Here is a 21,834-nt window from a genome sequence, read left to right as displayed (position 1 = left end):
ATGGCCGATAAAGAAAAGAGATCTGGAAAGTTCGGTTCAATCCTGCTTTTTATCATGATCCCGCTGATTTTTCTGATCATCGTCGCAAGCATCATTCTTTGGGCTGCCGGCGTTGATGTAATGAAGCCGATTCAGGAAACAGCCGCTAAAACGCCTGTTTTAAAAGAATTGGTTCCCGAAACGAAAGAAATGAAAAGCGCGGCGGAAAAGCAGAAGGAAGACAGAACGGCTTCTCTTGAAAAGACCATAAAGGAACAAAAAAGTGAAATTAACATTTTGAATAAAGATTTAGACACAAGTAAGTCCGAAATCGATAATCTGAATCAGAAAATCCGTTCACTGAAACAGGAAGCTGAACAGCAGCAGAAAACGAAGACGGATGAAACGAAAAAAGACGCTGCGGATTCAGCCGGAAAAGATAAAATGATCAACATCTATAAAAGTATGGACAGCGGTAAAGCGGCAAGCATTATCGTAAAGCTGAAAGAAAAAGAAGCCCTCGATATTTTAAACGGATTAAGTAAAAAGCAGCTTGCTGAAATCTTGACGAAAATGACTCCTGAACAAGCGGCTAAATATACAGAAAAACTATCCGCTGACGGAAATAAGGAGTGATGTAAGTTGAAGCTGCTTGAATTAACGGGTAATCGTACGCAGACTGTGCAAAACAGCAATGTGAAGATGAATGTAAACAGCTTAGGTCTATTTCAGAACTGGCTTCTGTCGGAAATCACTTCTCCCCGGCAGCCCGGAGATGAAACAAAAACAAGTGACGCTGAGCTGAATGATGCCCTATCGAAAATCGGTGATTGGCTGAAAGCCGGCCCGGAAGATAAAGAATTGCAGCTAAAACAGCTGCTTGAGGCGGTAAAAGCACTTGAAGGAAAGCAGACGGCTGCAACAGCTCTTCCTTTATTGAAACAGCTTGCCGAATCTGTTGAAGACATGTTAGCGGGCAAACAGCATGGGGCGAAGCCTGAAACGGATGAGCCGGATTCTTCCGCAAAAGACGGGGATTCCGTCAAGGATGCGCTTGAGAAGGGCCTGCTTTTCATTCAAGAAGCCGTATCCCAGCTCTTCACATCTCAGCAGGAACTGCCGGACAGCGCGCAGGCAAAGGCGGTTTACCAGGAAGGCGCCCATTTATTAGAGGCATTGAAAAAACAAGGTGTCCCAGACCGCGTGATTCAAGACCTGCGGCAGACATTTTTTCCGAAAAACGAATCTGCATCTAAACTTTACTCCATGACAGCCGCTGAGCTGAAGAGCTTTCAAAGCGTCGCGGAGCAGCTTGCGGGCCTTTCTCAAAAGGGAACAAAGGAATGGGATATGGCTGAAACTGAGCTGAAAGCTTTTGTGTTATCTCAATCATCTGAATCATCCCAAGAGTCAGCCGGGAAAACAGAACAGCAAAACGGCGGCACGGTTTCTCACGCAAAGGCGCCCGATAGCAAATTGTCTGCACATATACTGTTTTCGGGAACGAGAAGCCTTGCCGGCATTCAGCAAGCGTCCGCAGGAGCTGAACAGCAGCAGGCAGAAAATAAACCGTTAACGGATCAGGTCATCAGCGGCTGGAAACAGATGAAATACACGCCTTTCGGGAAAACAACCGGAAGCTTTACGATTCGTCTTAATCCCGAGAACCTCGGATTTGTCACAATTAAGGTGACAAATGAAAACGGGATGTTTCAAAGCAAAATAATCGCATCCAGCCAGTCCGCGAAAGAGCTGCTGGAACAGCATCTTCCTCAGCTGAAACAGTCGCTTCCGAATATGTCGGTCCAGGTCGACCGTTTTACAGTCCCGCTTCAAAGCGGGGATCAGCAGCCTGTTTACGGGCAGACGGCCGATCACAATAAACAGCAGCATCAGGGACAGAGAGAGCAGAAGAACCAGCAGCAGTCAGGCGATTTCGGAGATATGCTGGAGGAGCTTTCTCTCAATGAAATGGAGGAAGAATAGTTGACATCAGTAAACTCGGATTATGCCGCGGCGGGCGCTTCAACCACTTCAAGCGCGAAGAGCACCTCCGCAGTAAACAGCAGCACGAATTTAGGGAAAGACGAATTTCTGAAGATCTTAATGACACAGGTTCAAAACCAGGACCCGCTCAATCCGGTTGATGACAAAGAATTCATCAGCCAGATGGCGACATTTTCTTCATTGGAGCAAATGATGAATATGAATACGACGATGACTAAATTTGTAGAAAATCAAGATCCGTTTACGATGTATGTGAACTGGATCGGCAAAAATGTCACATTCAGCGACAGCGACGGGAAGGATCAGACAAGCCCAGTCAATTCAGTCAAGCATTCAAACGGCAATTACGTGCTCGTGCTTGAAAATGGCAAAGAGGTCAGTCCGTGGAATGTCACGGCCGTCAGCGAAACATCTAAATAATAAGAAACTCAGGGGGAATTTAACATGTTACGTTCATTATATTCCGGTATCAGCGGCATGAAAAACTTTCAGACAAAACTAGATGTAATCGGCAATAACATCGCCAACGTCAACACAGTGGGATTTAAGAAAAGCCGCGTTACATTTAAAGATATGATCAGCCAGACAGTCGCCGGCGGTTCAAACGTGACCAATTCAAAACAAATCGGCTTGGGTGCCGCGACTTCTTCCATTGATGTTGTTCATTCAACCGGCGCCCCGCAGGCTACACAGAATAAAACCGACCTAGCCATTGACGGAGACGGCTACTTTCAGATTAATACAGGTGCGGGAATTGTTTACACACGTGCGGGGAATTTCGGTAAGGACAATCAAGGGAACCTTGTTACGACTGACGGGTACTACCTTGAAAAAATCGGCGGCGGTAAAATCAATATTCCGACTGATGCGAAAGATTACAGCATCGGTGCAGACGGAACCGTTACATACACTGATGCAGGGGATGAGGTTCATGATGCCGGACAAATCGGTCTGGTCACGTTCCCTAACAGCGCCGGTCTGGAAAAAATCGGAGGAAACCTTTACAGAGAATCATTAAGTTCAGGAGCTGCAAGCGCAGTCACCACTCCTGGCGAAAACGGAACGGGTAAGCTTTTGGCAGGCTATCTTGAAATGTCAAACGTAGATCTGACAGATGAATTTACCGAAATGATCGTTGCTCAGCGCGGTTTCCAATCAAACTCAAAAATCATTACGACTTCAGATGAAATCCTTCAGGAGCTGGTTAATCTGAAACGGTAAGGAGGGAGGAGAGGCGGTTAGGCCGCTTCTCCGGATTGCATGATTCAAGTCACCCGTTTAAACGGCCAGCCTTTTACGCTGAACGCGCTGTTTATCGAACAGATTGAGTGCTTCCCCGACACGACGATTACACTGTCCAACGGCAAAAAGTTCGTAGTGAAAGAACCGGAAGAAGCAGTTCTCAAAAAAGTCATATCGTTTTACCATAGCATACAAATATTTTCACTGGATCAGGGAATAGAGGAAGAAGAATGAAGAAAAAATTAGTCATCATTTTGCTGATTATTTTAATTGTCATCGCCGGCCTCGGAACGGCAGCATATTTTGTCGTCAGCGGACATTCCGGCAAAGATAAAAAGCCGACAATTGACGAAGTCGTTGCAGCCACTGTGTCTGTCGACGATATCACGACAAACTTAAAGTCTGACAGCATCATCCGTATCGGCATCAAGCTTGAAACCGACTCGGCTAAAGCGAAGGAAGAACTTGAAAAACGCGATTTTCAGGTGAAAGACAACATCATTTCCATTTTAGCCGACACAAGCGCCGGAGAGATTGAGGGAGATAAAGGAAGAGAAGCGTTTAAACAATCATTAAAAGAGAAAGTAAACAGCTATCTCCAAGAAGGAAAAGTTCAGAAAGTGTACATTACCTCCTTTAATCTGCAATAAAAACAAATTTGACAGAATACGGAGGTGAAGAAAATGTCAGGAGAAGTTCTCTCCCAAAATGAAATAGACGCACTGCTTTCCGCCATTTCCACGGGTGAGGCGGATGCGGAAGAGCTGAAAAAGGAAGTTAAAGAGAAAAAAGTAAAGGTATATGATTTTAAACGGGCTCTCAGATTCTCGAAAGATCAGATACGCAGTTTAACCCGGATACATGATAACTTTGCGAGGCTTCTCACAACACACTTTTCCGCCAAGCTCAGAACGTATATTCATATATCCGTCAGCTCAGTTGACCAGGTGCCGTATGAAGAATTTATCCGTTCCATACCGAACATGACGATTTTAAATTTATTCGATGTTCATCCGATGGAAGGCAGAATCATGATGGAGGTTAATCCCACCATCGCATACGCAATGCTTGACCGCGTCATGGGAGGCATCGGCATCACTCATAACAAAGCTGACAGCCTTACGGAAATTGAAACGAATATTATTTCTAACTTATTTGAAAATGCACTGGGCAACTACAAAGAAGCGTGGCAATCAATTGCTGATATTGACCCTGAAATGACTGAATTTGAAGTGAATCCTCAGTTTGTACAGATGGTTTCCCCAAATGAAACAGTCGTTGTCATTTCTCTCAATACACAGATAGGTGAAATCAGCGGTGTCATTAATCTTTGTATTCCCCATGTCGTACTTGAGCCGATTATCCCTAAGCTTTCCGTACATTATTGGATGCAATCAGACCGGAATGAAGCGAAGCCCGAAGAAACGAAGTTGCTTGAAAAGCGCATCATGACGGCTCAAATTCCCGTTGTGGCTCTCTTGGGCGCTTCTGAACTGACAATAGAAGAATTTTTAAGTTTGGAAGTCGGGGACTGTATAACTCTGGACAAATCAGTGACTGATCCTCTTACTGTATTGGTCGGAAACAAACCGAAGTTTTTAGGGCAGGCCGGCCGGGTGAATCGAAGACAGGCAGTGCAAATTTTAGATCACGACATAAGAGGTGAACAAGATGAACAATAGATTATCTCAAGATGAAATCGATGCTCTTCTTAACGGCACAAGCAGTCAGTCAGAGGATACAGAACAGCCTCAAGGGGCGAACTTGTCTGAACTAGAGCGCGATGCGATCGGAGAAATCGGGAATATTTCGTTCGGCAGCTCGGCTACGGCGCTGTCCACTCTTTTAAATCAAAAAGTGGACATTACGACCCCGAGTGTGACCGTCATTTCAAAAAGCAAAATCAGTGATGAATTTCCTCATCCGTATGTTGCCATTGAAGTGAACTACACAGAAGGCTTTGACGGCAGCAATTTGCTCGTCGTCGAACAAAGCGACGCGGCCATCATCGCGGATTTGATGATCGGCGGGGACGGCCGGGGCGCCGATCCGTCACTCGGTGAAATCCACCTGAGCGCCGTGCAGGAAGCAATGAATCAAATGATGGGCTCGGCTGCTACGTCAATGTCGACCGTGTTCAGTAAAAAGATTGACATTTCTCCGCCAAGGGTTGAACTTCTGGATGTGACGGAAGAAAAAGGGACCGACAGAATACCTGAGGATGACCTGCTCGTAAAAGTGTCATTCCGTCTGAAAGTCGGCGAATTAATCGATTCGAGCATCATGCAGCTTTATCCGATTACGTTTGCGAAAGATCTGATCGCAGACCTGATGACTGCAGACCAGCATGAGTCAGAGGCCGCAGAAACTGTATCAGAACCTCAGCAAACATACGAAACGCCGCAGCCGGAACCTGCCATGCAGCCGGAGCCGCAGGCAAAACCCGAGCTTCCGAAGAGACAGGGAACCGCAAAAAAAGCTGCTCCTGTTCAAGTCGCTCCGGTGGAATTCCAGGCGTTTGATCATAACGAAGCGGCGCAAGGATCAAGGAATAACCTTGATATGCTGATGGATATTCCGCTTTCCGTTACGGTTGAGCTCGGCAGAACGAAGAGAAGCGTCAAAGAAATCCTTGAACTTTCTGCGGGAAGCATTATTGAGCTTGACAAGCTGGCTGGTGAACCTGTTGACATCCTGGTCAACCAGCGGATCGTGGCAAAGGGCGAGGTCGTTGTCATAGAAGAAAACTTCGGCGTGAGAGTCACTGATATTTTAAGTCAGGCAGACCGCCTTAACAATTTAAAATAAGCGAACATAGAGGAGAGAAACAGATTATGGCACACAGAATTTTAATTGTAGACGATGCAGCATTTATGAGAATGATGATCAAAGATATTTTAGTGAAGAACGGTTTTGACGTTGTAGCTGAAGCTTCAGACGGAGCGCAGGCAGTCGAAAAATTCAAAGAGCATTCCCCCGACCTTGTGACAATGGATATTACAATGCCTGAAATGGACGGGATTACAGCTTTAAAGGAAATTAAACAAATCGATCCGCAGGCGAAAATCATCATGTGTTCGGCTATGGGCCAGCAGTCAATGGTTATTGACGCGATTCAAGCCGGCGCAAAAGACTTTATCGTGAAACCGTTCCAAGCGGACCGCGTGCTTGAAGCTATTAATAAAACATTAAGCTAAAGGGTGTACGACTGTTGAAAAAGAGTCATGGTTTACTAGCTTTGATTTGTTGTTTCGTTTTACTCAATGTACATCCGTTCCCTGCTTTTGCGGCGGAGTCTGACAATTCCACCGTCAACGAATGGTTTGACAAACAATCAACAAACAAAACAGAGAAAAAAAGCGATACATCGAAACAAACGGCTGATCAAGAGATAGGGGATGCTTCTGCATCTTCTGTCTCCGCTTTTGATTTTGTGAAGATGATTGGGGCGTTATTATTCGTCATTCTGCTGATCTATGGATTTGTCAAACTGATGAATAGAAGAAACCGTCTGCTGAAGCCGTTTCAATATGTAGAAAATATCGGCGGAACATCAGTCGGCCAAAACCGTTCCGTGCAGCTGATTAAAGTGGGAAACAGCGTTCTCGTAGTCGGTGTGGGCGAAACGATACAGCTTTTAAAAGAAATTGAAGATGAAAAAGAGCGCGAGGCGATTCTGAGCCAATACGAAGAGTCGATGTCTTCAAAAGTGGAATGGACCAAGCTCGTAAATCCGCGTAAGGATGGAGAAAAAAAGCCGCAAACGATGCTTCCGTCGTTTTCAAAAGCGCTGAAAGAACAGCTGAACGAGCTGAAACAAAGCCGTTCTGAAGGAAAGAAGAAAGGCCCTTATCACCATGAATGAATTTATTAATCTTTTTAATTCAAACAGTCCGACCGAAGTCAGCTCCACTGTTAAATTACTGCTGCTTTTGACTGTCTTTTCAGTGGCGCCGGGGATTCTGATTTTGATGACCTGCTTTACGAGAATCGTCATCGTCCTGTCTTTTGTAAGAACCTCACTGGCGACGCAGAACATGCCTCCCAACCAGGTTTTAATCGGCCTTGCGCTGTTTTTGACGTTTTTTATTATGGCGCCGACTTTTTCAGAGGTTAATAAGGAAGCCTTAACGCCGCTGATGGACAATAAAATCAGTCTCGATGAAGCATATACAAAAGCCGAGAAGCCGATTAAAGAGTATATGAGCAAGCATACAAGGCAGAAGGATCTGGCGCTGTTTATGAACTATGCCAAAATGAAAAAACCTGAATCGATTCAGGATATTCCTTTGACGACGATGGTGCCCGCTTATGCGATATCAGAACTCAAAACCGCTTTTCAAATGGGCTTTATGATTTTTATTCCGTTTTTAATTATCGATATGGTCGTGGCGAGCGTCTTAATGTCAATGGGAATGATGATGCTACCGCCGGTTATGATCTCTCTGCCCTTTAAAATATTGCTTTTCGTTTTGGTCGATGGATGGTATTTAATCGTGAAATCTTTGCTTGACAGCTTTTAGGGTAGGTGCTAATTGTGAGTTCAGAATTTGTAATTTCCATGGCGGAAAAAGCCGTATATGTAACACTAATGATCAGCGGGCCGCTGCTTGCGATCGCGCTGATTGTCGGTTTGCTCGTCAGTATCTTTCAAGCGACAACTCAAATCCAGGAACAGACGCTTGCGTTCATTCCGAAAATCGTGGCGGTGATGCTTGGACTGATCTTTTTCGGTCCTTGGATGCTGTCGACGATTCTTTCGTTCACAACTGATCTGTTCTCTCATCTGAACCGATTTGCAGGGTAGAATCAAATGAATTCCATCATTGATTTATTTCCCGCTTTTTTATTGGTCTTTATCAGAATCTCTGCTTTTTTTGTAACGGTGCCGGTGTTCGGGCATCGGAATCTGCCGGCGGTTCACCGAATCGGCTTTGCTTTTTTTCTTTCGGTGATCTGCTTCAGCACGCTGAAACATGCGCCGGAAATAGAAATAGGGGAACAGTATATGCTGCTTGTCATAAAAGAGGCCGTTGTGGGCTTGAGCCTCGGGCTGATCGCTTTCATGATGATGACAGCCATTCAGATAGCAGGTTCCTTTATTGATTTTCAGATGGGCTTTTCCATCGCCAATGTCATTGATCCGCAATCAGGAACGCAAAGCCCGCTGATCGGACAATTCGTTTATACGCTGGCGCTGTTATTTATGCTCAGCGTAAACGCCCATTATCTTTTATTGGACGGGATTTATTACAGCTTTCAGTATATCCCGCTTGATCAGGCATTTCCGTCGTTTGGAAATGATCACTTTGGACTTTTTATCGCAAAAAGCTTCAATGCCATGTTTATTATCGCTTTTCAAATGTCTGCGCCGGTTGTGGCCAGTCTGTTTTTAGTTGATTTGGCGCTCGGTATCGTGGCGAGAACGGTGCCGCAGCTGAATGTTTTCGTTGTCGGGCTTCCTCTGAAAATAGCTGTGAGCTTTATTATGCTGATCGTTTGTATGGCGGTGATGTTTGTCGTTGTCCGCAACATCTTCAGCCTTACCGTTGAAACCATGCGGAATCTATTGGCATTGGTCGGTGTGACATGATGAGGCTCAGACTGAATCTGCAATTCTTTGCCGGTGAAAAAACGGAGAAAGCCACGCCGAAAAAACGGAAGGATACAAGAAAGAAAGGACAGGTCGCGAAAAGTACGGATGTGAATACAGCCGTTTCTTTACTGATTATCTTTCTTTCGCTGATCGCGCTCGGTCCTTATATGCGGGACAGGCTGCTGTCCTTTATTAAAACGTTTTATACGAAATCGATATCATTACATCTGTCTGCATCTGCCGTGCATGAACTGTTCGTGGATACGGTGAAAGATATCAGCCTCATCCTCGCGCCGATTATGCTGGTCGCGCTTGTGGCAGGTGTCGTGAGCAATTACATGCAGGTGGGTTTTCTGTTTTCTGCGGAAGTCCTCAAGCCTGACTTGAATAAGCTCAGCCCGCTGAAAGGATTTAAGCGGATTTACAGCATGAGGGCGATTGTTGAACTGGTCAAATCCATTTTGAAGATTACTGTGGTCGGTTTTGCCGCCTTTATGGTGCTCTGGCTGCATTATGGCGATATTCTCCGCCTTCCGCTTTTGACTCCTGCGGAAGTGCTCACTTTCGTTTCCAAGCTCACTCTTTGGATGGGGCTTGCGGGATCAGGGGCTTTAATGCTGCTGGCCGGGCTTGATTACTTATATCAGCGTTTTGATTATGAGAAAAATATCAGAATGTCAAAACAGGATATAAAAGATGAATACAAAAAATCGGAGGGTGATCCGATAATCAAGTCCAAAATTAAGCAGAAGCAGCGGGAAATGGCGATGAGGCGGATGATGCAGGAAGTGCCGAAAGCGGATGTCATCATTACCAACCCGACCCATTATGCGATAGCTTTAAAATATGATGAAAAGAAAATGGACGCCCCTTACATTGTTGCCAAAGGGGTCGACCATCTCGCATTAAAAATCAGACAGATCGCCAAAGAACACGATGTCATGACGATTGAAAACAGGCCGCTCGCACGTGCGTTATATGATCAGGTTGACATTGACCAGGCCGTGCCGGAAGAGTTTTTCAAAGTCATTGCGGAAATTTTGGCTTATGTATATAAAACGAAACAAAAAGTATAGTGAATTTCAGATTCAAAAGGAGAGAAAAACAGCATGTCAACAAGAGATTTATCGGTTTTAATAAGTGTTGTCCTCATTGTGGCAATGCTGGTGATTCCATTCCCTCCATGGTTGTTAAGTATTTTGATCATCATTAATATCTCTCTTGCGTTGATCGTGCTTCTCACCACAATGAATATGCAAGAACCGCTGCAATTCTCGATATTCCCGTCATTGCTGCTGTTATTGACGCTGTTTCGGCTTTCGCTCAATGTGTCGACGACACGTTCGATTCTTTCTCACGGAGAAGGGGGAAAGGTTGTTGAGACATTCGGGAATTTCGTTGTCGGCGGAAATGTGCTGGTAGGGCTTGTTGTCTTCATTATCTTGATTATTATTCAGTTTATCGTCATTACAAAAGGCGCCGAGCGGGTATCGGAAGTGGCGGCGAGATTTACGCTCGATGCGATGCCCGGAAAGCAAATGAGTATTGACGCGGATTTAAATGCCGGCATGATTACGGAGCAGGATGCAAAGCACAGACGTGAAAAAGTCGCCCGGGAAGCGGATTTTTACGGCGCTATGGACGGTGCGAGCAAATTCGTCAAAGGGGATGCCATCGCGGGGATCATCATCGTGATGATCAATATTATTTTCGGAATCGTAATCGGCATGCTGCAGCAGGGGATGAGCATACAAGAAGCTGCGTCTCACTTTACAATGCTGACGGTCGGTGACGGTATCGTTTCTCAAATGCCGGCCTTGCTCATTTCAACGGCTACAGGGATTGTCGTGACGAGAGCGGCATCTGAAGGAAACCTCGGTCATGATATTACAGGCCAGTTGTTTGCTTATCCGAAGCTCTTGTATGTAGCCGCGGGAACTGTACTTTTGCTCGGTCTTCTTACACCGATCGGCATTCTGCTGACGGGGCCGATCGCCGGTCTGCTTGCATTCGGCGCTTACATGCTGTCCAAAGCGGATAAGCCGAGCGAAGAAGAGGAAGAAATTCTTGAAGAAGAGGCTCAGGCGGATGAACTGAAAAGCCCGGAAAGCGTTGTGCAGCTTTTACATATTGATCCGATTGAATTTGAGTTCGGATACGGACTCGTGCCGCTTGCAGACGCGGGGCAGGGCGGTGATCTTCTTGACCGTATCGTCATGATCAGACGTCAGCTTGCGCTTGAATTGGGACTTGTCATTCCGGTTGTGCGCATCAGAGATAACATCGCGCTCCAGCCGAATGAATACAGATTGAAAATTAAAGGCAATGAAGTCGCTAAAGGAGAGCTCCTGCTAGATCATTACTTAGCGATGTCACCGACGCCTGAAGATGACGTCATTGAAGGAATTGAAACGATAGAGCCGTCGTTCGGACTTCCCGCAAAATGGATCAGCGAAGCTGCAAAAGATGAAGCGGACATGCTGGGATATACAGTTGTTGATCCGGCATCAGTCGTATCTACGCATATTACAGAAAAAATTAAGCAGCATGCCCATGAACTGGTCGGCAGACAGGAAACAAAGCAGCTGATCGATCATCTGAAGGAAAATTATCCTGTGCTTGTTGAGGAAGTCACGCCAAACCCTCTTTCTGTCGGCGATATTCAAAAGGTGCTTGCCAAATTGCTGAGAGAAAAAGTTTCAATCAGAAACTTGGTGACCATTTTTGAAACTCTTGCCGATTACGGAAGATTAACGACAGATTCAGATCTTTTGACAGAATACGCGAGACAGTCGCTTGCCAAACAAATCACGGCACAATATGCGAGAGAGCATGAAACGCTGAAGGTCATCACATGCTCAGGCCGGGTGGAAAAAGCGATTGCAGACGGGGTACAGCAGACTGAACAGGGCAATTACCTGTCACTCGACCCTGAGGTTTCAGACAGCATCATCCGTTCTGTCGCTAAAGAGGCCGAGCAGCTTTCCATCCGCCAGGAGTCGGCGATTCTTCTTTGCTCGCCTGCTGTCAGAATGTATGTAAAACAGCTGTTAGAACGGTATTTCCCTGATCTTCCGGTTCTTTCTTATAATGAGCTGGAAGCAAATGTTGAAGTACAGAGCATTGGAGTGGTGGATATTTAATGAAAATAAAAAAATTTACAGCCGCTTCAATGCAGGATGCCGCGAAGCAAATCAAAAAGGAACTCGGCAATGATGCCGTTATTTTACATTCCAAACAAGTAAAGAAACGAAAATGGCTGGGGCTGCGGTCGCAGCAGGCCGTCGAAGTGATAGCGGTTTTAGATCGTGACGTCAGGGAAGCGAGAAAAACGCCGCCGGCTGCCGCTGAAGAATTGAAAAAGACGAAAACGGCGGAGAAAGCTGAGCCTGTTCAGCCGCCGCGTCTTCCGGATCAAAGTATTTCCGGCGAACTGGCGCATTTTAAAGAAGTGCTCCCTGAACCATTAAAAAAAGCCGAGAGACTATTGAAGCAAGCCGGGCTTCCTAATCATACGCAAAACGCCGTACTCAGTGAATTGCTCCGTTCTTCAATTGTTTCCGGAGATTTAACTGAAGATAATGTCAGCTCAAAACTGCAGGATTTGTTAGTGAAAAAACTCCCTTCGGCAGACAGGTGGCAGGAAGGGATTCAATCAAAATACGTCGTGCTTTTCGGTTCAACCGGGGCCGGTAAAACGACTACACTTGCGAAACTCGCGGCCTCATCAATGCTGACAGAGCATAAAAAAATTGCCTTTATGACGACGGATACTTACCGGATTGCCGCGGTCGAGCAGCTGAAGACATATGCGGAGCTGCTTCAGGCTCCTCTTGAAGTATGCTATTCAAAGGAAGAATGTCTGAAGGCACTGGAAAAATTCGCTGAATATGACCATGTTTTCATTGATACAGCCGGTAGAAACTTTAAAGAAGAGCAGTATATTACGGAATTACAAGAGATGATTCCGTTTGAATCAGGCTTACAATCCTTTCTCGTATTATCGGCATCTGCAAAATATGACGATATGAAACAGGTGCTGAAACAGTTTTCAGGTGTGCCGGTCAATCAATTCATTTTCACGAAAACGGATGAAACCGCCTCACTCGGCTCCGTGTTTCAAGTGCTGTCGGAATCAAGAATCGGCGCCGCCTATTTGACAAATGGACAGGATGTGCCTGAAGACATCCTATCGGCTTCACCAAAAGAGTTTGTAAGGATGCTTTTGACATGAAACCCGATCAGGCAGAGTCATTAAGAAGGAAAATGAGAGAGCGGCAAATGATCAAGCCGGAGCTTTATGAGAAAAAAGCGAAGACATTAGCCGTCATCAGCGGTAAAGGCGGCGTCGGAAAATCTAATTTAACATTAAACATGGCAGTTGCCCTGCAGGAAAAAGGAAAAAAAGCACTCATCATTGATCTTGACATCGGAATGGGCAACATTGATGTGCTGATCGGCGCTGCTTCTTCCCGCACCATTATTGATGTGATGGAGAATCGGCACGCGTTGGCGCAATCACTGTCCTCCGGTCCGAAAGGCCTTCGCTACATATCCGGAGGAACGGGGCTTGAGGCGATCTATCAAGCAGACGGAGAGAAGTGGGCGGCTTTTATGAATGGTCTTTCCGCTGTATTAAGCGATTTTGATTACGTTCTGTTTGATATGGGAGCGGGACTTTCAAAAGAACAGCTGCCGTTTATTTTATCGGCGGAAGACATTCTCGCCGTGACAACGCCTGAGCCGACGGCCATTATGGATGCCTACAGCGCGATCAAACATCTCTTGCTCGCGGATGAACGGCTGACCGTAAACATTGCCGTCAATCGCGCCCGTGCCCAAAAACAGGCGCTGGACACGTACAACCGCCTTTCTCATGCAATTCACACGTTTTTAGGCGCGGAGGTGCGTTTCGCCGGCTCCATACCCGATGACCCGCTAGTAAGTCAAGCCGTCATTGACCAGGTGCCTTTTTTAATAAAAAGTCCTCAAGCAAAAGCCAGCAGGTCCGTCCGTCTTCTGACGGATGTCTTGTTTCAAACGGAAGAAAACAAACCAAGAGAAGAGAAACCGGCATTTATTGAGAGATTATCTTCTTTTTTATTGAGGAGGACTTTACAGTGATTCGTGTGCTTGTCGTTGATGACTCAGCTTTTATGAGAAAGATGATTACCGATTTTCTGGCTGCGGAAGTGCAGATAGAAGTCATCGGGACAGCCAGAAACGGGGAAGAGGCGCTGAAGAAAATAGAGCTTCTCAAGCCTGATGTTGTCACGCTTGATATTGAAATGCCGGTCATGAACGGAACGGACACATTGCGGAAGATCATCAGCATATATAAACTTCCCGTAATCATGGTATCGAGCCAGACACAGCAAGGGAAGGACCAAACGATCAACTGTCTGGAAATGGGCGCTTTTGATTTTATCACCAAGCCTTCCGGAGCGATTTCACTTGATCTTTATAAAATTAAAGAGCAGCTGATTGAGAGGGTGATTGCAGCCGGGCTGTCCTGCGCACAAAAACCTGAGGCGGCAGTGAAAGAGTCTTCTATCCCGGAACGTCCGGCTTTGGCGGGATTTGAAAGACCGAAAGCAAAATCCGCCAAGCAGGCCGTATTCATCGCGACCTCTACAGGCGGACCGCGGGCTCTGCAAAAGGTGATTCCGAAACTGCCGAAGGATTTAAAGGCGCCTGTATTTGTCGTTCAGCACATGCCTGAAGGCTTCACCGCTTCACTTGCAGACAGACTCAACCATTTGTCAGATATTCAGGTCAAAGAAGCGGAAAACGGTGAAGAAGCGAAAGACGGATGGGTGTACATCGCGCCCGGCGGAAAAAATATGACGGTTGCAGAGGAAGGCGGAAGGCTCCGCATCATTCTTGACGTTCATGATACCGAAAGCCGGCATAAACCGTCAGCCGATTATTTGTTTCGGTCGGCAAGCCGCTTATCCGATTACGAAAAGGTAGCCGTCATTATGACCGGCATGGGCAGCGACGGAACCGAGGGCGTAAAAGAAATGCTCAGAACAGGCGGCGTTAAAACGATTGCGGAATCGGACGAATCCTGTGTTGTGTTCGGAATGCCGAAGTCAGCGATAAAGGCGGGCCTCATTCATGAGATTAAACATGTGGAAGATATCGCGGCATCCATCACCGGATGTGTGAAAAAAGAGAGGGTGTGAATCAATTGGATATGAATCAATATTTAGATGTCTTTATTGATGAAAGTAAAGAGCACTTACAGACATGTAACGAAAAGCTGCTGCTGTTGGAAAAAGATCCGGCAGATCTTCAGCTTGTGCATGACATCTTCAGAGCTGCCCATACGCTGAAAGGCATGAGCGCAACGATGGGATATACAGATCTGGCGCATTTAACCCACCTGATGGAAAATGTGCTGGACGCTATCCGCAATGGAGAAATGCCCGTTACATCAGATTGGCTGGACGTGCTGTTTGAAGCGCTTGATCATCTTGAAGAGATGGTGCAGTCCATTATTGACGGAGGAGACGGCAAACGTGATATTTCTGAAGTGAGTGCGAAGCTCGACGTAAATGCGGTGGTGCATGAAACTGCGGCTTCAGCCGAAACAGCAGAACCGCCGGTTTCAAAACAACAGGCTTCAACTGAATGGAATTATGATGAGTTCGAACGGACTGTTATTGAAGAGGCGGAAGAGCAAGGATTCAGCCGCTATGAAATAACGGTTTCCCTGAATGAAAGCTGCATGCTCAAAGCCGTGCGCGTGTACATGATATTTGAAAAGCTGAATGAAGCCGGGGAAGTCGCAAAAACGATACCCGCCGCGGAAGTGCTTGAGACGGAAGATTTCGGAACGGATTTTCAGGTGTGTTTCTTAACAAAGCAGCCTGCTGAAGAAATTAAAGAACTCATCAGCGGCATTTCAGAAGTGGAGAATGTCGAAATTTCTGCCGGTGCGCCGTTAAAAACGGCCGAAAAACCGCAAGCGGCTGAACCGGTGAAGGAAGCTCCGGTTAAAAAGGCTGAGAAACAGCCTAAGCCGCAAGCGAAAACGGAAGAACAGCCGAAGCATCACAGCGGCTCGAAAACGATTCGCGTCAACATTGAAAGACTGGATTCTTCAATGAACCTTTTTGAAGAACTTGTCATTGACCGCGGACGTCTTGAGCAGATCGCCAAAGAGCTTGACCACAATGAGCTGACTGAAACCGTTGAACGCCTGACCAGAATCTCGGGCGACCTTCAGTCTATTATTCTTAATATGCGGATGGTGCCGGTAGAAACCGTCTTTAACCGTTTCCCGAGAATGATCCGCCAGCTTCAAAAAGAATTAAACAAGAAAATCGAATTGTCCATCATCGGAGCTGAAACGGAGCTGGACCGCACGGTGATTGATGAAATCGGCGATCCGCTTGTTCATTTAATCAGAAACAGCATCGATCACGGCATTGAATCGCCTGAAGTACGGGTGAATAAAGGAAAACCGGAATCAGGTCATGTTGTGCTTAAGGCATATCACAGCGGCAACCACGTCTTTATTGAGGTTGAAGATGACGGGGCCGGCCTGAACAGAAAGAAAATTCTTGAAAAAGCGCTCGAGCGGAGTGTAATCACCGAACGTGATGCTGAAACGCTTGAAGATAATGAGATTTACGAGCTTATTTTTGCTCCGGGTTTCTCGACTGCCGATCAAATTTCTGACATTTCAGGGCGGGGCGTCGGCCTGGATGTCGTAAAAAATAAACTCGAATCACTCGGCGGCTCTGTCAGTGTCAAATCCGCGGAAGGTCAAGGTTCTCTTTTCAGTATCCAGCTTCCGCTGACACTTTCAATTATATCCGTTCTTCTCATTAAACTGGAAGAAGAGACGTTTGCGATACCGATTTCTTCTATTATAGAGACGGCTGTTATTGATAAGAAAGATATCCTGCAGACGCATGACAGAGAAGTGATTGATTTCAGAGGCCAAATCGTTCCGATCGTCTATCTGAAAAAAGAATTCGGCATTACGGATTCAAAACAGGATGCCGATCAGTTCCATGTAATCGTCGTGAAAAAGGGCGATAAATCCACTGCTTTTGTCGTGGACTCTTTTATCGGACAGCAGGAAGTCGTACTGAAATCACTCGGCGACTATTTGACGAACGTCTTTGCGATTTCCGGCGCTACGATTCTCGGAAATGGAGAAGTGGCGCTGATTATTGATTGCAATGCGCTGATCTACTAAAACGACACGAGGAGGTGCCCGAATGACTGCTGAAATCAAAACAGGTGAAAAAATGATTGTGTTTATGATAAACGGGAAAGAATACGCTATCTCAGTTTCCCAGGTGAAATCAATTGAAAAGTGGCAAAAACCGACGAGGGTCCCGGGTGTGGAATCTTATATCCGCGGCGTTATCAATCTGCGCGGAGTGATTACCCCGGTTCTTGATTTAAGAAAACGTCTGAATCAGCCTGAACAGGACATCACAGAAGAGACTCGGATTATCATTATTTCTTACCGTGACGCTGATGTCGGATGGGTCGTGGATGAGGCCAATGACGTCATCACCGTGCATGAAAATGAAATCGAATCCGCGCCTGAAAGCCAGACAAAGGAAACGGATGTGTGGATTAAACAGATCGTCAAGCAAGATAACAGGCTCCTCAATATTATCGATGCGCATGCGGTGCTGGATAAAGGTGCTTCGGCATCTGCGTCCGGAGAGCCTAATGCTTAAAGGGGAAAAGACAACATGAGTAAGTTTGAAGCGATCAAAGAAGAGCAGATGGATATTTTGCGGGAAGTCGGAAATATCGGGGCGGGTCACTCGGCTTCTGCAATGGCTCAGCTGCTGAACAGAAAGATAGACATGGAAGTGCCGTTTGCGACTTTATTGACATTTGATGAGCTTGCTGATTTTTTCGGCGGGGCTGAAACGCCGGTCGCCAGTATCTTTTTAAGAATGGAAGGCGACATGACCGGCTCTATCTTTCTCATCATGCCTTTCCATCAGGCGGAACAGTTTATCAGAGAGCTGATCGGAAATCCGGATTTTGATATTGACCAGTTGGGCGAAGATCATTTGAGTTCTTCTGCTTTACATGAGTTCGGCAATATTTTAGCAGGTTCCTATTTAACGGCATTGGCTGATTTGACAAAACTTGAGATTTACCCGAGCGTGCCGGAAATCTCACTTGATATGTTCGGCGCGGTTATCAGTGAAGGGCTGATGGAGCTCAGCCAAGTCGGAGAGCATGCCATTGTCGTGGATACTTCTATTTTTGACCAGGGCAGCCGGCAGGAGCTCAAAGCTCACATGTTTATGCTCCCGGACTATGATTCTTTTGAAAAGCTCTTCGTCTCATTGGGTGCGGCTTTATGAGCCGTGCGGAAGCCGCAGTCGTTAAAGTGGGGATTGCGGATGTTCAAGTCGCGCGTTACCCGGATAAAATCCGGACCTCGGGACTCGGTTCATGCGTGGGGCTGGTTTTATACGATAAAGACAAACAAACGGCAGGACTCGTTCACGTCATGCTGCCGGACTCCGGTTTATCAAAAACGGCGGAGCTCAACCGTGCAAAATACGCGGACACCGCCGTTAAGATGACGATTGATATGCTTTTGAAAGTCGGCTGCCGCAAGTTTGCCCTGAAGGCAAAACTCGCCGGGGGAGCGGAGATGTTTAAGTTTAAAATGACAAACGACCTGATGAAAATCGGTCCGAGGAATGTAGCGGCCATCAAAGAGCAGCTTTCATTGTATAACATTCCGGTCATCAGTGAAGATACGGGCGGCTCAAGCGGCCGGACGATTGAATTTGAGCCAAAGTCCTGCATGCTGCACATTCGAACTGTTAAACAAGGTGAAACAACGATTTAATAAAGGTATGAGGTAGGGGGATAACAATGCAATCCTTGAATTATGAAGATCAGGTGCTTTGGTCGCGCTGGAAAGAGTGGAAAGATCCTAAAGCCGGTGATGATTTAATGCGCCGTTACATGCCGCTGGTCACATATCATGTCGGCAGAATTTCCGTCGGACTGCCGAAATCGGTGCATAAAGACGATCTAATGAGCCTTGGTATGCTTGGTTTATATGATGCCCTGGAAAAATTTGACCCCGGCCGGGATTTAAAATTTGATACCTATGCCTCGTTTAGAATTCGCGGTGCAATCATCGACGGGCTGCGTAAAGAAGATTGGCTGCCCAGAACTTCACGGGAGAAGACAAAAAAAGTCGAAGCGGCGATCGAAAAACTTGAACAGCGCTACCTTCGGAATGTGACGCCTTCAGAGATCGCAGAAGAGCTGGGGATGACGGAGCAGGACGTAGTATCAACGATGAATGAAGGGTTTTTTGCCAATCTCTTATCCATTGATGAAAAGCTTCATGACCAGGATGACGGTGAGAATATTCAAGTGATGATCAGAGATGACAAAAATGTGCCGCCGGAAGAAAAAATCATGAAGGACGAGCTGATCACTCAGCTTGCGGGCAAAATTCACGAGCTCTCCGAAAAAGAGCAGCTTGTCGTCAGTTTATTCTATAAAGAAGAACTGACTTTGACCGAAATCGGACAAGTCCTGAACCTTTCGACGTCGCGGATTTCACAGATTCATTCAAAGGCGCTGTTTAAATTAAAGCATCTGCTTGAAAAAGTAATTCAATAATGAACTCATGGTTAGCGAGTGAAAAACATGTCAACACTATTATGGCTTTTAAGCTTTGTGCTTCACGGCGTACTGCTTTATGCCGTCATTATTCTGTACACGAGGTTTTCAGCCCTCAAGGAGACGGAGCGCCAGCAGAAGAAGATTCTTGAAGAGACGGAAAACACCCTTGCAGCGTTTCTGCTTGAGCTGAAAGAAGAAAATGAAAGACTCGAAGACGCAAAAAGCCGTCAAGCGCCGGACGCAGAAGACGCCGAACCCCTGGCGGAACCGAAAGAAGAGCCTGATATTCCGGACCACATGGAAAAGCTCATCAGTGCAACGGAACGGGCTGAAAGTGATGAAAACAACGGCGCGCATTCGTTTGAAGAACGTGTTTCAGAATTATATGAACAAGGGCTCACCCCCGCGGAAATCGCCAAACGGATGCAGAGCGGAAAGACAGAAATCGAGCTGTTTTTAAAATTTCGCGGCAAAGCTGTAAAGGATTCTTGATTGTCGCATAAAGCTGTGTTATATTATGTCTTGGTGTTAAATACACACGCTTAACGATTTATGCAGAGGGTGCTGCAAACGGCAGTTCTGCACAAAAATGACCTAAGCGGAGGAAAAAAACCATTTTATTAGGAGGAAATCACATGTCAGTTATTTCTATGAAACAATTGCTTGAAGCTGGTGTTCACTTCGGCCACCAAACACGCCGCTGGAACCCAAAAATGAAGCGTTACATTTTCACGGAGCGTAACGGAATCTACATCATTGACCTTCAAAAAACAGTGAAAAAAGTAGAGGAAGCTTACAACTTCACTAAAAACCTTGCTGCTGAAGGCGGAAAAATTCTTTTCGTCGGCACAAAAAAACAAGCTCAGGATTCTGTTAAAGAAGAAGCTGTACGCTCTGGCATGTACTATGTCAACCAACGCTGGTTGGGCGGTACACTGACAAACTTCGAAACAATCCAAAAACGCATTAAGCGTCTGAAAGACATCGAGAAAATGCAAGAAAACGGTACATTTGAAGTACTTCCGAAAAAAGAAGTTGTTCAATTGAAAAAAGAATTAGAGCGTCTTGAAAAATTCCTCGGCGGAATTAAAGACATGAAGGATCTTCCTGATGCATTATTCATCATCGATCCTCGCAAAGAGCGCATCGCTGTTGCGGAAGCTCGCAAATTGAACATTCCTATCATCGGAATCGTAGATACAAACTGTGATCCTGATGAAATTGATGTCGTAATCCCTGCAAACGATGACGCAATCCGCGCTGTCAAACTTCTTACTTCTAAAATGGCAGATGCTATTCTTGAAGCGAAGCAAGGCGAAGAAGAAGCGGAAGCTGCTGAAGAGACTGCACCTGAAACAGAAACGACAACTGCGTAACCTAATCAAAAGGTGATAAGAGGGACTGCCTTTTATCACCTTTTTTCAAGAAAAATGTATCTATACATATCTTGTTTACACATATAAGGAGGAATTCAAATGGCTATTACTGCACAGCAGGTAAAAGAACTGCGTCAAAAAACAGGCGCTGGTATGATGGACTGTAAAAAAGCATTGACTGAAACTGACGGAGATATGGACAAAGCAATCGACCTTCTGAGAGAAAAAGGAATTGCGAAAGCGGCTAAAAAAGCTGACCGTATCGCTGCTGAAGGTTCTACTCTTATTAAAACTGACGGCAACAAAGGCGTTATCTTAGAAGTAAACTCTGAAACTGATTTCGTTGCGAAAAACGAAGGCTTCAAAGAGCTTCTGAACACGCTTGCTGACCACCTTCTTGCAAACGCTCCTGCTGATCTTGAAGAAGCAATGGGTCAAAAGATGGAAAACGGTTCTACTGTTGAAGAATACATCACAAGCAACGTTGCTAAAATCGGAGAGAAAATCACTCTTCGCCGTTTTGCTGTTATTTCAAAAGAAGACAGCGAAGCGTTCGGTGCTTACCTTCACATGGGAGGCCGCATCGGCGTATTATCCGTTCTTAGCGGAACAACTGACGAAGATCTTGCAAAAGACATCGCGATGCATGTTGCAGCGGTAAATCCTCGTTACATTTCCCGCGACCAAGTGTCTGAAGAAGAAGCAAACCATGAGCGTCAGATTCTGACTCAGCAAGCTCTTCAAGAAGGCAAACCGGAAAACATCGTAGCTAAAATGGTTGAAGGCCGTCTGAACAAATTCTTCGAAGAAATTTGCTTATTAGACCAAGCTTTCGTTAAAAACCCAGACGAAAAAGTGAAACAAGTTGTGGCTGCGAAAAACGCATCTGTTAAAACTTACGTCCGCTACGAAGTTGGAGAAGGTATTGAAAAACGCCAAGAAAACTTTGCTGAAGAAGTTATGAACCAAGTGAAAAAATAATGGCGG

At 45.9% G+C, this 21,834-nt stretch carries 26 protein-coding genes; all 26 read left to right on the top strand.

From position 1 onward, the window contains the following. Positions 1 to 615, top strand: coding sequence for a MotE family protein (locus tag ABK447_RS12405; RefSeq protein WP_007409780.1), 615 nt, complete (start codon positions 1 to 3; stop codon positions 613 to 615). A gap of 6 nt (positions 616 to 621) precedes the next feature. Further along, the gene (locus ABK447_RS12400) at positions 622 to 1,965 is read left to right on the top strand and encodes a flagellar hook-length control protein FliK (RefSeq protein ID WP_076424139.1); all 1,344 of its coding nucleotides are present in this window, start codon (positions 622 to 624) and stop codon (positions 1,963 to 1,965) included. Beyond that, a complete protein-coding gene (flgD, locus tag ABK447_RS12395) occupies positions 1,966 to 2,406 on the top strand; it encodes a flagellar hook assembly protein FlgD (RefSeq protein ID WP_007409782.1) in 441 nt (146 codons plus the stop codon). 24 nt (positions 2,407 to 2,430) lie between these two features. Continuing rightward, positions 2,431 to 3,207 (top strand): flagellar basal body rod protein FlgG, encoded by a 777-nt coding sequence (flgG, locus tag ABK447_RS12390; protein WP_007409783.1) that lies wholly within the window; start codon positions 2,431 to 2,433, stop codon positions 3,205 to 3,207. Between the two features lie 39 nt (positions 3,208 to 3,246). Continuing rightward, entirely contained in the window at positions 3,247 to 3,462 is a 216-nt protein-coding gene (locus tag ABK447_RS12385; protein WP_003154243.1) for a flagellar FlbD family protein, read from the top strand. Continuing rightward, complete coding sequence (fliL, locus tag ABK447_RS12380; RefSeq protein WP_003154241.1) at positions 3,459 to 3,878, top strand: flagellar basal body-associated protein FliL; 420 nt, start codon at positions 3,459 to 3,461, stop codon at positions 3,876 to 3,878. Before ABK447_RS12385 ends, fliL begins: the two co-directional genes overlap by 4 nt. A 33-nt stretch (positions 3,879 to 3,911) precedes the next feature. Further along, positions 3,912 to 4,910 (top strand): flagellar motor switch protein FliM, encoded by a 999-nt coding sequence (gene fliM, locus ABK447_RS12375; RefSeq protein WP_003154240.1) that lies wholly within the window; start codon positions 3,912 to 3,914, stop codon positions 4,908 to 4,910. After that, entirely contained in the window at positions 4,900 to 6,036 is a 1,137-nt protein-coding gene (fliY, locus tag ABK447_RS12370) for a flagellar motor switch phosphatase FliY (RefSeq protein ID WP_015417472.1), read from the top strand. The genes fliM and fliY overlap by 11 nt, the downstream gene beginning before the upstream one ends. A 26-nt stretch (positions 6,037 to 6,062) precedes the next feature. After that, complete coding sequence (gene cheY / locus ABK447_RS12365) at positions 6,063 to 6,425, top strand: chemotaxis protein CheY (protein ID WP_003154238.1); 363 nt, start codon at positions 6,063 to 6,065, stop codon at positions 6,423 to 6,425. 14 nt (positions 6,426 to 6,439) lie between these two features. Continuing rightward, the gene (fliZ, locus tag ABK447_RS12360; RefSeq protein ID WP_003154237.1) at positions 6,440 to 7,093 is read left to right on the top strand and encodes a flagella biosynthesis regulatory protein FliZ; all 654 of its coding nucleotides are present in this window, start codon (positions 6,440 to 6,442) and stop codon (positions 7,091 to 7,093) included. Further along, positions 7,086 to 7,751, top strand: coding sequence for a flagellar type III secretion system pore protein FliP (gene fliP, locus ABK447_RS12355; protein WP_094031706.1), 666 nt, complete (start codon positions 7,086 to 7,088; stop codon positions 7,749 to 7,751). Before fliZ ends, fliP begins: the two co-directional genes overlap by 8 nt. 14 nt (positions 7,752 to 7,765) lie before the next feature. Beyond that, positions 7,766 to 8,035, top strand: a complete 270-nt coding sequence (gene fliQ, locus ABK447_RS12350; RefSeq protein WP_003154234.1) for a flagellar biosynthesis protein FliQ — start codon at positions 7,766 to 7,768, stop codon at positions 8,033 to 8,035. A gap of 6 nt (positions 8,036 to 8,041) precedes the next feature. Further along, positions 8,042 to 8,821: a flagellar biosynthetic protein FliR gene (gene fliR, locus ABK447_RS12345; protein ID WP_003154233.1), complete on the top strand. Its 780-nt coding sequence runs from the start codon at positions 8,042 to 8,044 to the stop codon at positions 8,819 to 8,821. Beyond that, entirely contained in the window at positions 8,821 to 9,900 is a 1,080-nt protein-coding gene (flhB, locus tag ABK447_RS12340; RefSeq protein ID WP_007409787.1) for a flagellar biosynthesis protein FlhB, read from the top strand. The genes fliR and flhB overlap by 1 nt, the downstream gene beginning before the upstream one ends. A gap of 33 nt (positions 9,901 to 9,933) precedes the next feature. Further along, a complete protein-coding gene (flhA, locus tag ABK447_RS12335; RefSeq protein WP_007409788.1) occupies positions 9,934 to 11,967 on the top strand; it encodes a flagellar biosynthesis protein FlhA in 2,034 nt (677 codons plus the stop codon). Further along, positions 11,967 to 13,058, top strand: coding sequence for a flagellar biosynthesis protein FlhF (gene flhF, locus ABK447_RS12330; RefSeq protein ID WP_039063107.1), 1,092 nt, complete (start codon positions 11,967 to 11,969; stop codon positions 13,056 to 13,058). Before flhA ends, flhF begins: the two co-directional genes overlap by 1 nt. After that, the gene (locus ABK447_RS12325; RefSeq protein ID WP_015239860.1) at positions 13,055 to 13,948 is read left to right on the top strand and encodes a MinD/ParA family protein; all 894 of its coding nucleotides are present in this window, start codon (positions 13,055 to 13,057) and stop codon (positions 13,946 to 13,948) included. The genes flhF and ABK447_RS12325 overlap by 4 nt, the downstream gene beginning before the upstream one ends. Beyond that, the gene (locus tag ABK447_RS12320; RefSeq protein WP_015239861.1) at positions 13,945 to 15,012 is read left to right on the top strand and encodes a chemotaxis response regulator protein-glutamate methylesterase; all 1,068 of its coding nucleotides are present in this window, start codon (positions 13,945 to 13,947) and stop codon (positions 15,010 to 15,012) included. The genes ABK447_RS12325 and ABK447_RS12320 overlap by 4 nt, the downstream gene beginning before the upstream one ends. A gap of 5 nt (positions 15,013 to 15,017) precedes the next feature. Further along, complete coding sequence (gene cheA / locus ABK447_RS12315) at positions 15,018 to 17,039, top strand: chemotaxis protein CheA (protein WP_099320050.1); 2,022 nt, start codon at positions 15,018 to 15,020, stop codon at positions 17,037 to 17,039. 22 nt (positions 17,040 to 17,061) lie between these two features. Further along, the gene (gene cheW, locus ABK447_RS12310; protein ID WP_003154225.1) at positions 17,062 to 17,535 is read left to right on the top strand and encodes a chemotaxis protein CheW; all 474 of its coding nucleotides are present in this window, start codon (positions 17,062 to 17,064) and stop codon (positions 17,533 to 17,535) included. Between the two features lie 15 nt (positions 17,536 to 17,550). Continuing rightward, the gene (gene cheC / locus ABK447_RS12305) at positions 17,551 to 18,180 is read left to right on the top strand and encodes a CheY-P phosphatase CheC (protein ID WP_003154222.1); all 630 of its coding nucleotides are present in this window, start codon (positions 17,551 to 17,553) and stop codon (positions 18,178 to 18,180) included. Then, positions 18,177 to 18,677 carry a chemoreceptor glutamine deamidase CheD gene (gene cheD, locus ABK447_RS12300; protein WP_060561686.1) on the top strand — a complete coding sequence of 167 codons (501 nt, stop codon included), beginning with the start codon at positions 18,177 to 18,179 and terminating at the stop codon, positions 18,675 to 18,677. Before cheC ends, cheD begins: the two co-directional genes overlap by 4 nt. 26 nt (positions 18,678 to 18,703) lie before the next feature. Then, positions 18,704 to 19,468 (top strand): RNA polymerase sigma-28 factor SigD, encoded by a 765-nt coding sequence (sigD, locus tag ABK447_RS12295; protein ID WP_025284732.1) that lies wholly within the window; start codon positions 18,704 to 18,706, stop codon positions 19,466 to 19,468. A 27-nt stretch (positions 19,469 to 19,495) separates the two neighbouring features. Next, positions 19,496 to 19,963 (top strand): DUF6115 domain-containing protein, encoded by a 468-nt coding sequence (locus tag ABK447_RS12290; protein WP_012117563.1) that lies wholly within the window; start codon positions 19,496 to 19,498, stop codon positions 19,961 to 19,963. A 143-nt stretch (positions 19,964 to 20,106) separates the two neighbouring features. Continuing rightward, positions 20,107 to 20,847, top strand: a complete 741-nt coding sequence (gene rpsB, locus ABK447_RS12285) for a 30S ribosomal protein S2 (RefSeq protein WP_003154215.1) — start codon at positions 20,107 to 20,109, stop codon at positions 20,845 to 20,847. Between the two features lie 99 nt (positions 20,848 to 20,946). Beyond that, complete coding sequence (gene tsf, locus ABK447_RS12280; RefSeq protein ID WP_007611455.1) at positions 20,947 to 21,828, top strand: translation elongation factor Ts; 882 nt, start codon at positions 20,947 to 20,949, stop codon at positions 21,826 to 21,828. Positions 21,829 to 21,834: the final 6 nt, after the last annotated feature.

Source organism: Bacillus sp. hwrm1, assembly GCF_040207805.1.
In the GTDB taxonomy this organism is placed as follows: Bacteria; Bacillota; Bacilli; order Bacillales; family Bacillaceae; genus Bacillus; species Bacillus velezensis.
Note: the sequence above shows the minus strand (reverse complement) of the source record. Positions and strands in the feature narration are given on the sequence as shown.

Excerpts from the sequence above, each read along its gene's own strand:
- cheW (WP_003154225.1), top strand. The coding sequence starts at position 17,062 with ATGACTGCTGAAATCAAAACAGGTGAAAAAATGATTGTGTTTATGATA.
- cheY (WP_003154238.1), top strand. The coding sequence starts at position 6,063 with ATGGCACACAGAATTTTAATTGTAGACGATGCAGCATTTATGAGAATG.
- tsf (WP_007611455.1), top strand. The coding sequence starts at position 20,947 with ATGGCTATTACTGCACAGCAGGTAAAAGAACTGCGTCAAAAAACAGGC.
- sigD (WP_025284732.1), top strand. The coding sequence starts at position 18,704 with ATGCAATCCTTGAATTATGAAGATCAGGTGCTTTGGTCGCGCTGGAAA.
- flhB (WP_007409787.1), top strand. The coding sequence starts at position 8,821 with ATGAGGCTCAGACTGAATCTGCAATTCTTTGCCGGTGAAAAAACGGAG.
- flgG (WP_007409783.1), top strand. The coding sequence starts at position 2,431 with ATGTTACGTTCATTATATTCCGGTATCAGCGGCATGAAAAACTTTCAG.
- flhF (WP_039063107.1), top strand. The coding sequence starts at position 11,967 with ATGAAAATAAAAAAATTTACAGCCGCTTCAATGCAGGATGCCGCGAAG.
- ABK447_RS12290 (WP_012117563.1), top strand. The coding sequence starts at position 19,496 with ATGTCAACACTATTATGGCTTTTAAGCTTTGTGCTTCACGGCGTACTG.
- fliM (WP_003154240.1), top strand. The coding sequence starts at position 3,912 with ATGTCAGGAGAAGTTCTCTCCCAAAATGAAATAGACGCACTGCTTTCC.
- ABK447_RS12405 (WP_007409780.1), top strand. The coding sequence starts at position 1 with ATGGCCGATAAAGAAAAGAGATCTGGAAAGTTCGGTTCAATCCTGCTT.
- cheD (WP_060561686.1), top strand. The coding sequence starts at position 18,177 with ATGAGCCGTGCGGAAGCCGCAGTCGTTAAAGTGGGGATTGCGGATGTT.
- cheC (WP_003154222.1), top strand. The coding sequence starts at position 17,551 with ATGAGTAAGTTTGAAGCGATCAAAGAAGAGCAGATGGATATTTTGCGG.
- ABK447_RS12385 (WP_003154243.1), top strand. The coding sequence starts at position 3,247 with ATGATTCAAGTCACCCGTTTAAACGGCCAGCCTTTTACGCTGAACGCG.
- fliL (WP_003154241.1), top strand. The coding sequence starts at position 3,459 with ATGAAGAAAAAATTAGTCATCATTTTGCTGATTATTTTAATTGTCATC.
- fliR (WP_003154233.1), top strand. The coding sequence starts at position 8,042 with ATGAATTCCATCATTGATTTATTTCCCGCTTTTTTATTGGTCTTTATC.
- rpsB (WP_003154215.1), top strand. The coding sequence starts at position 20,107 with ATGTCAGTTATTTCTATGAAACAATTGCTTGAAGCTGGTGTTCACTTC.
- fliY (WP_015417472.1), top strand. The coding sequence starts at position 4,900 with ATGAACAATAGATTATCTCAAGATGAAATCGATGCTCTTCTTAACGGC.
- fliP (WP_094031706.1), top strand. The coding sequence starts at position 7,086 with ATGAATGAATTTATTAATCTTTTTAATTCAAACAGTCCGACCGAAGTC.
- ABK447_RS12325 (WP_015239860.1), top strand. The coding sequence starts at position 13,055 with ATGAAACCCGATCAGGCAGAGTCATTAAGAAGGAAAATGAGAGAGCGG.
- flhA (WP_007409788.1), top strand. The coding sequence starts at position 9,934 with ATGTCAACAAGAGATTTATCGGTTTTAATAAGTGTTGTCCTCATTGTG.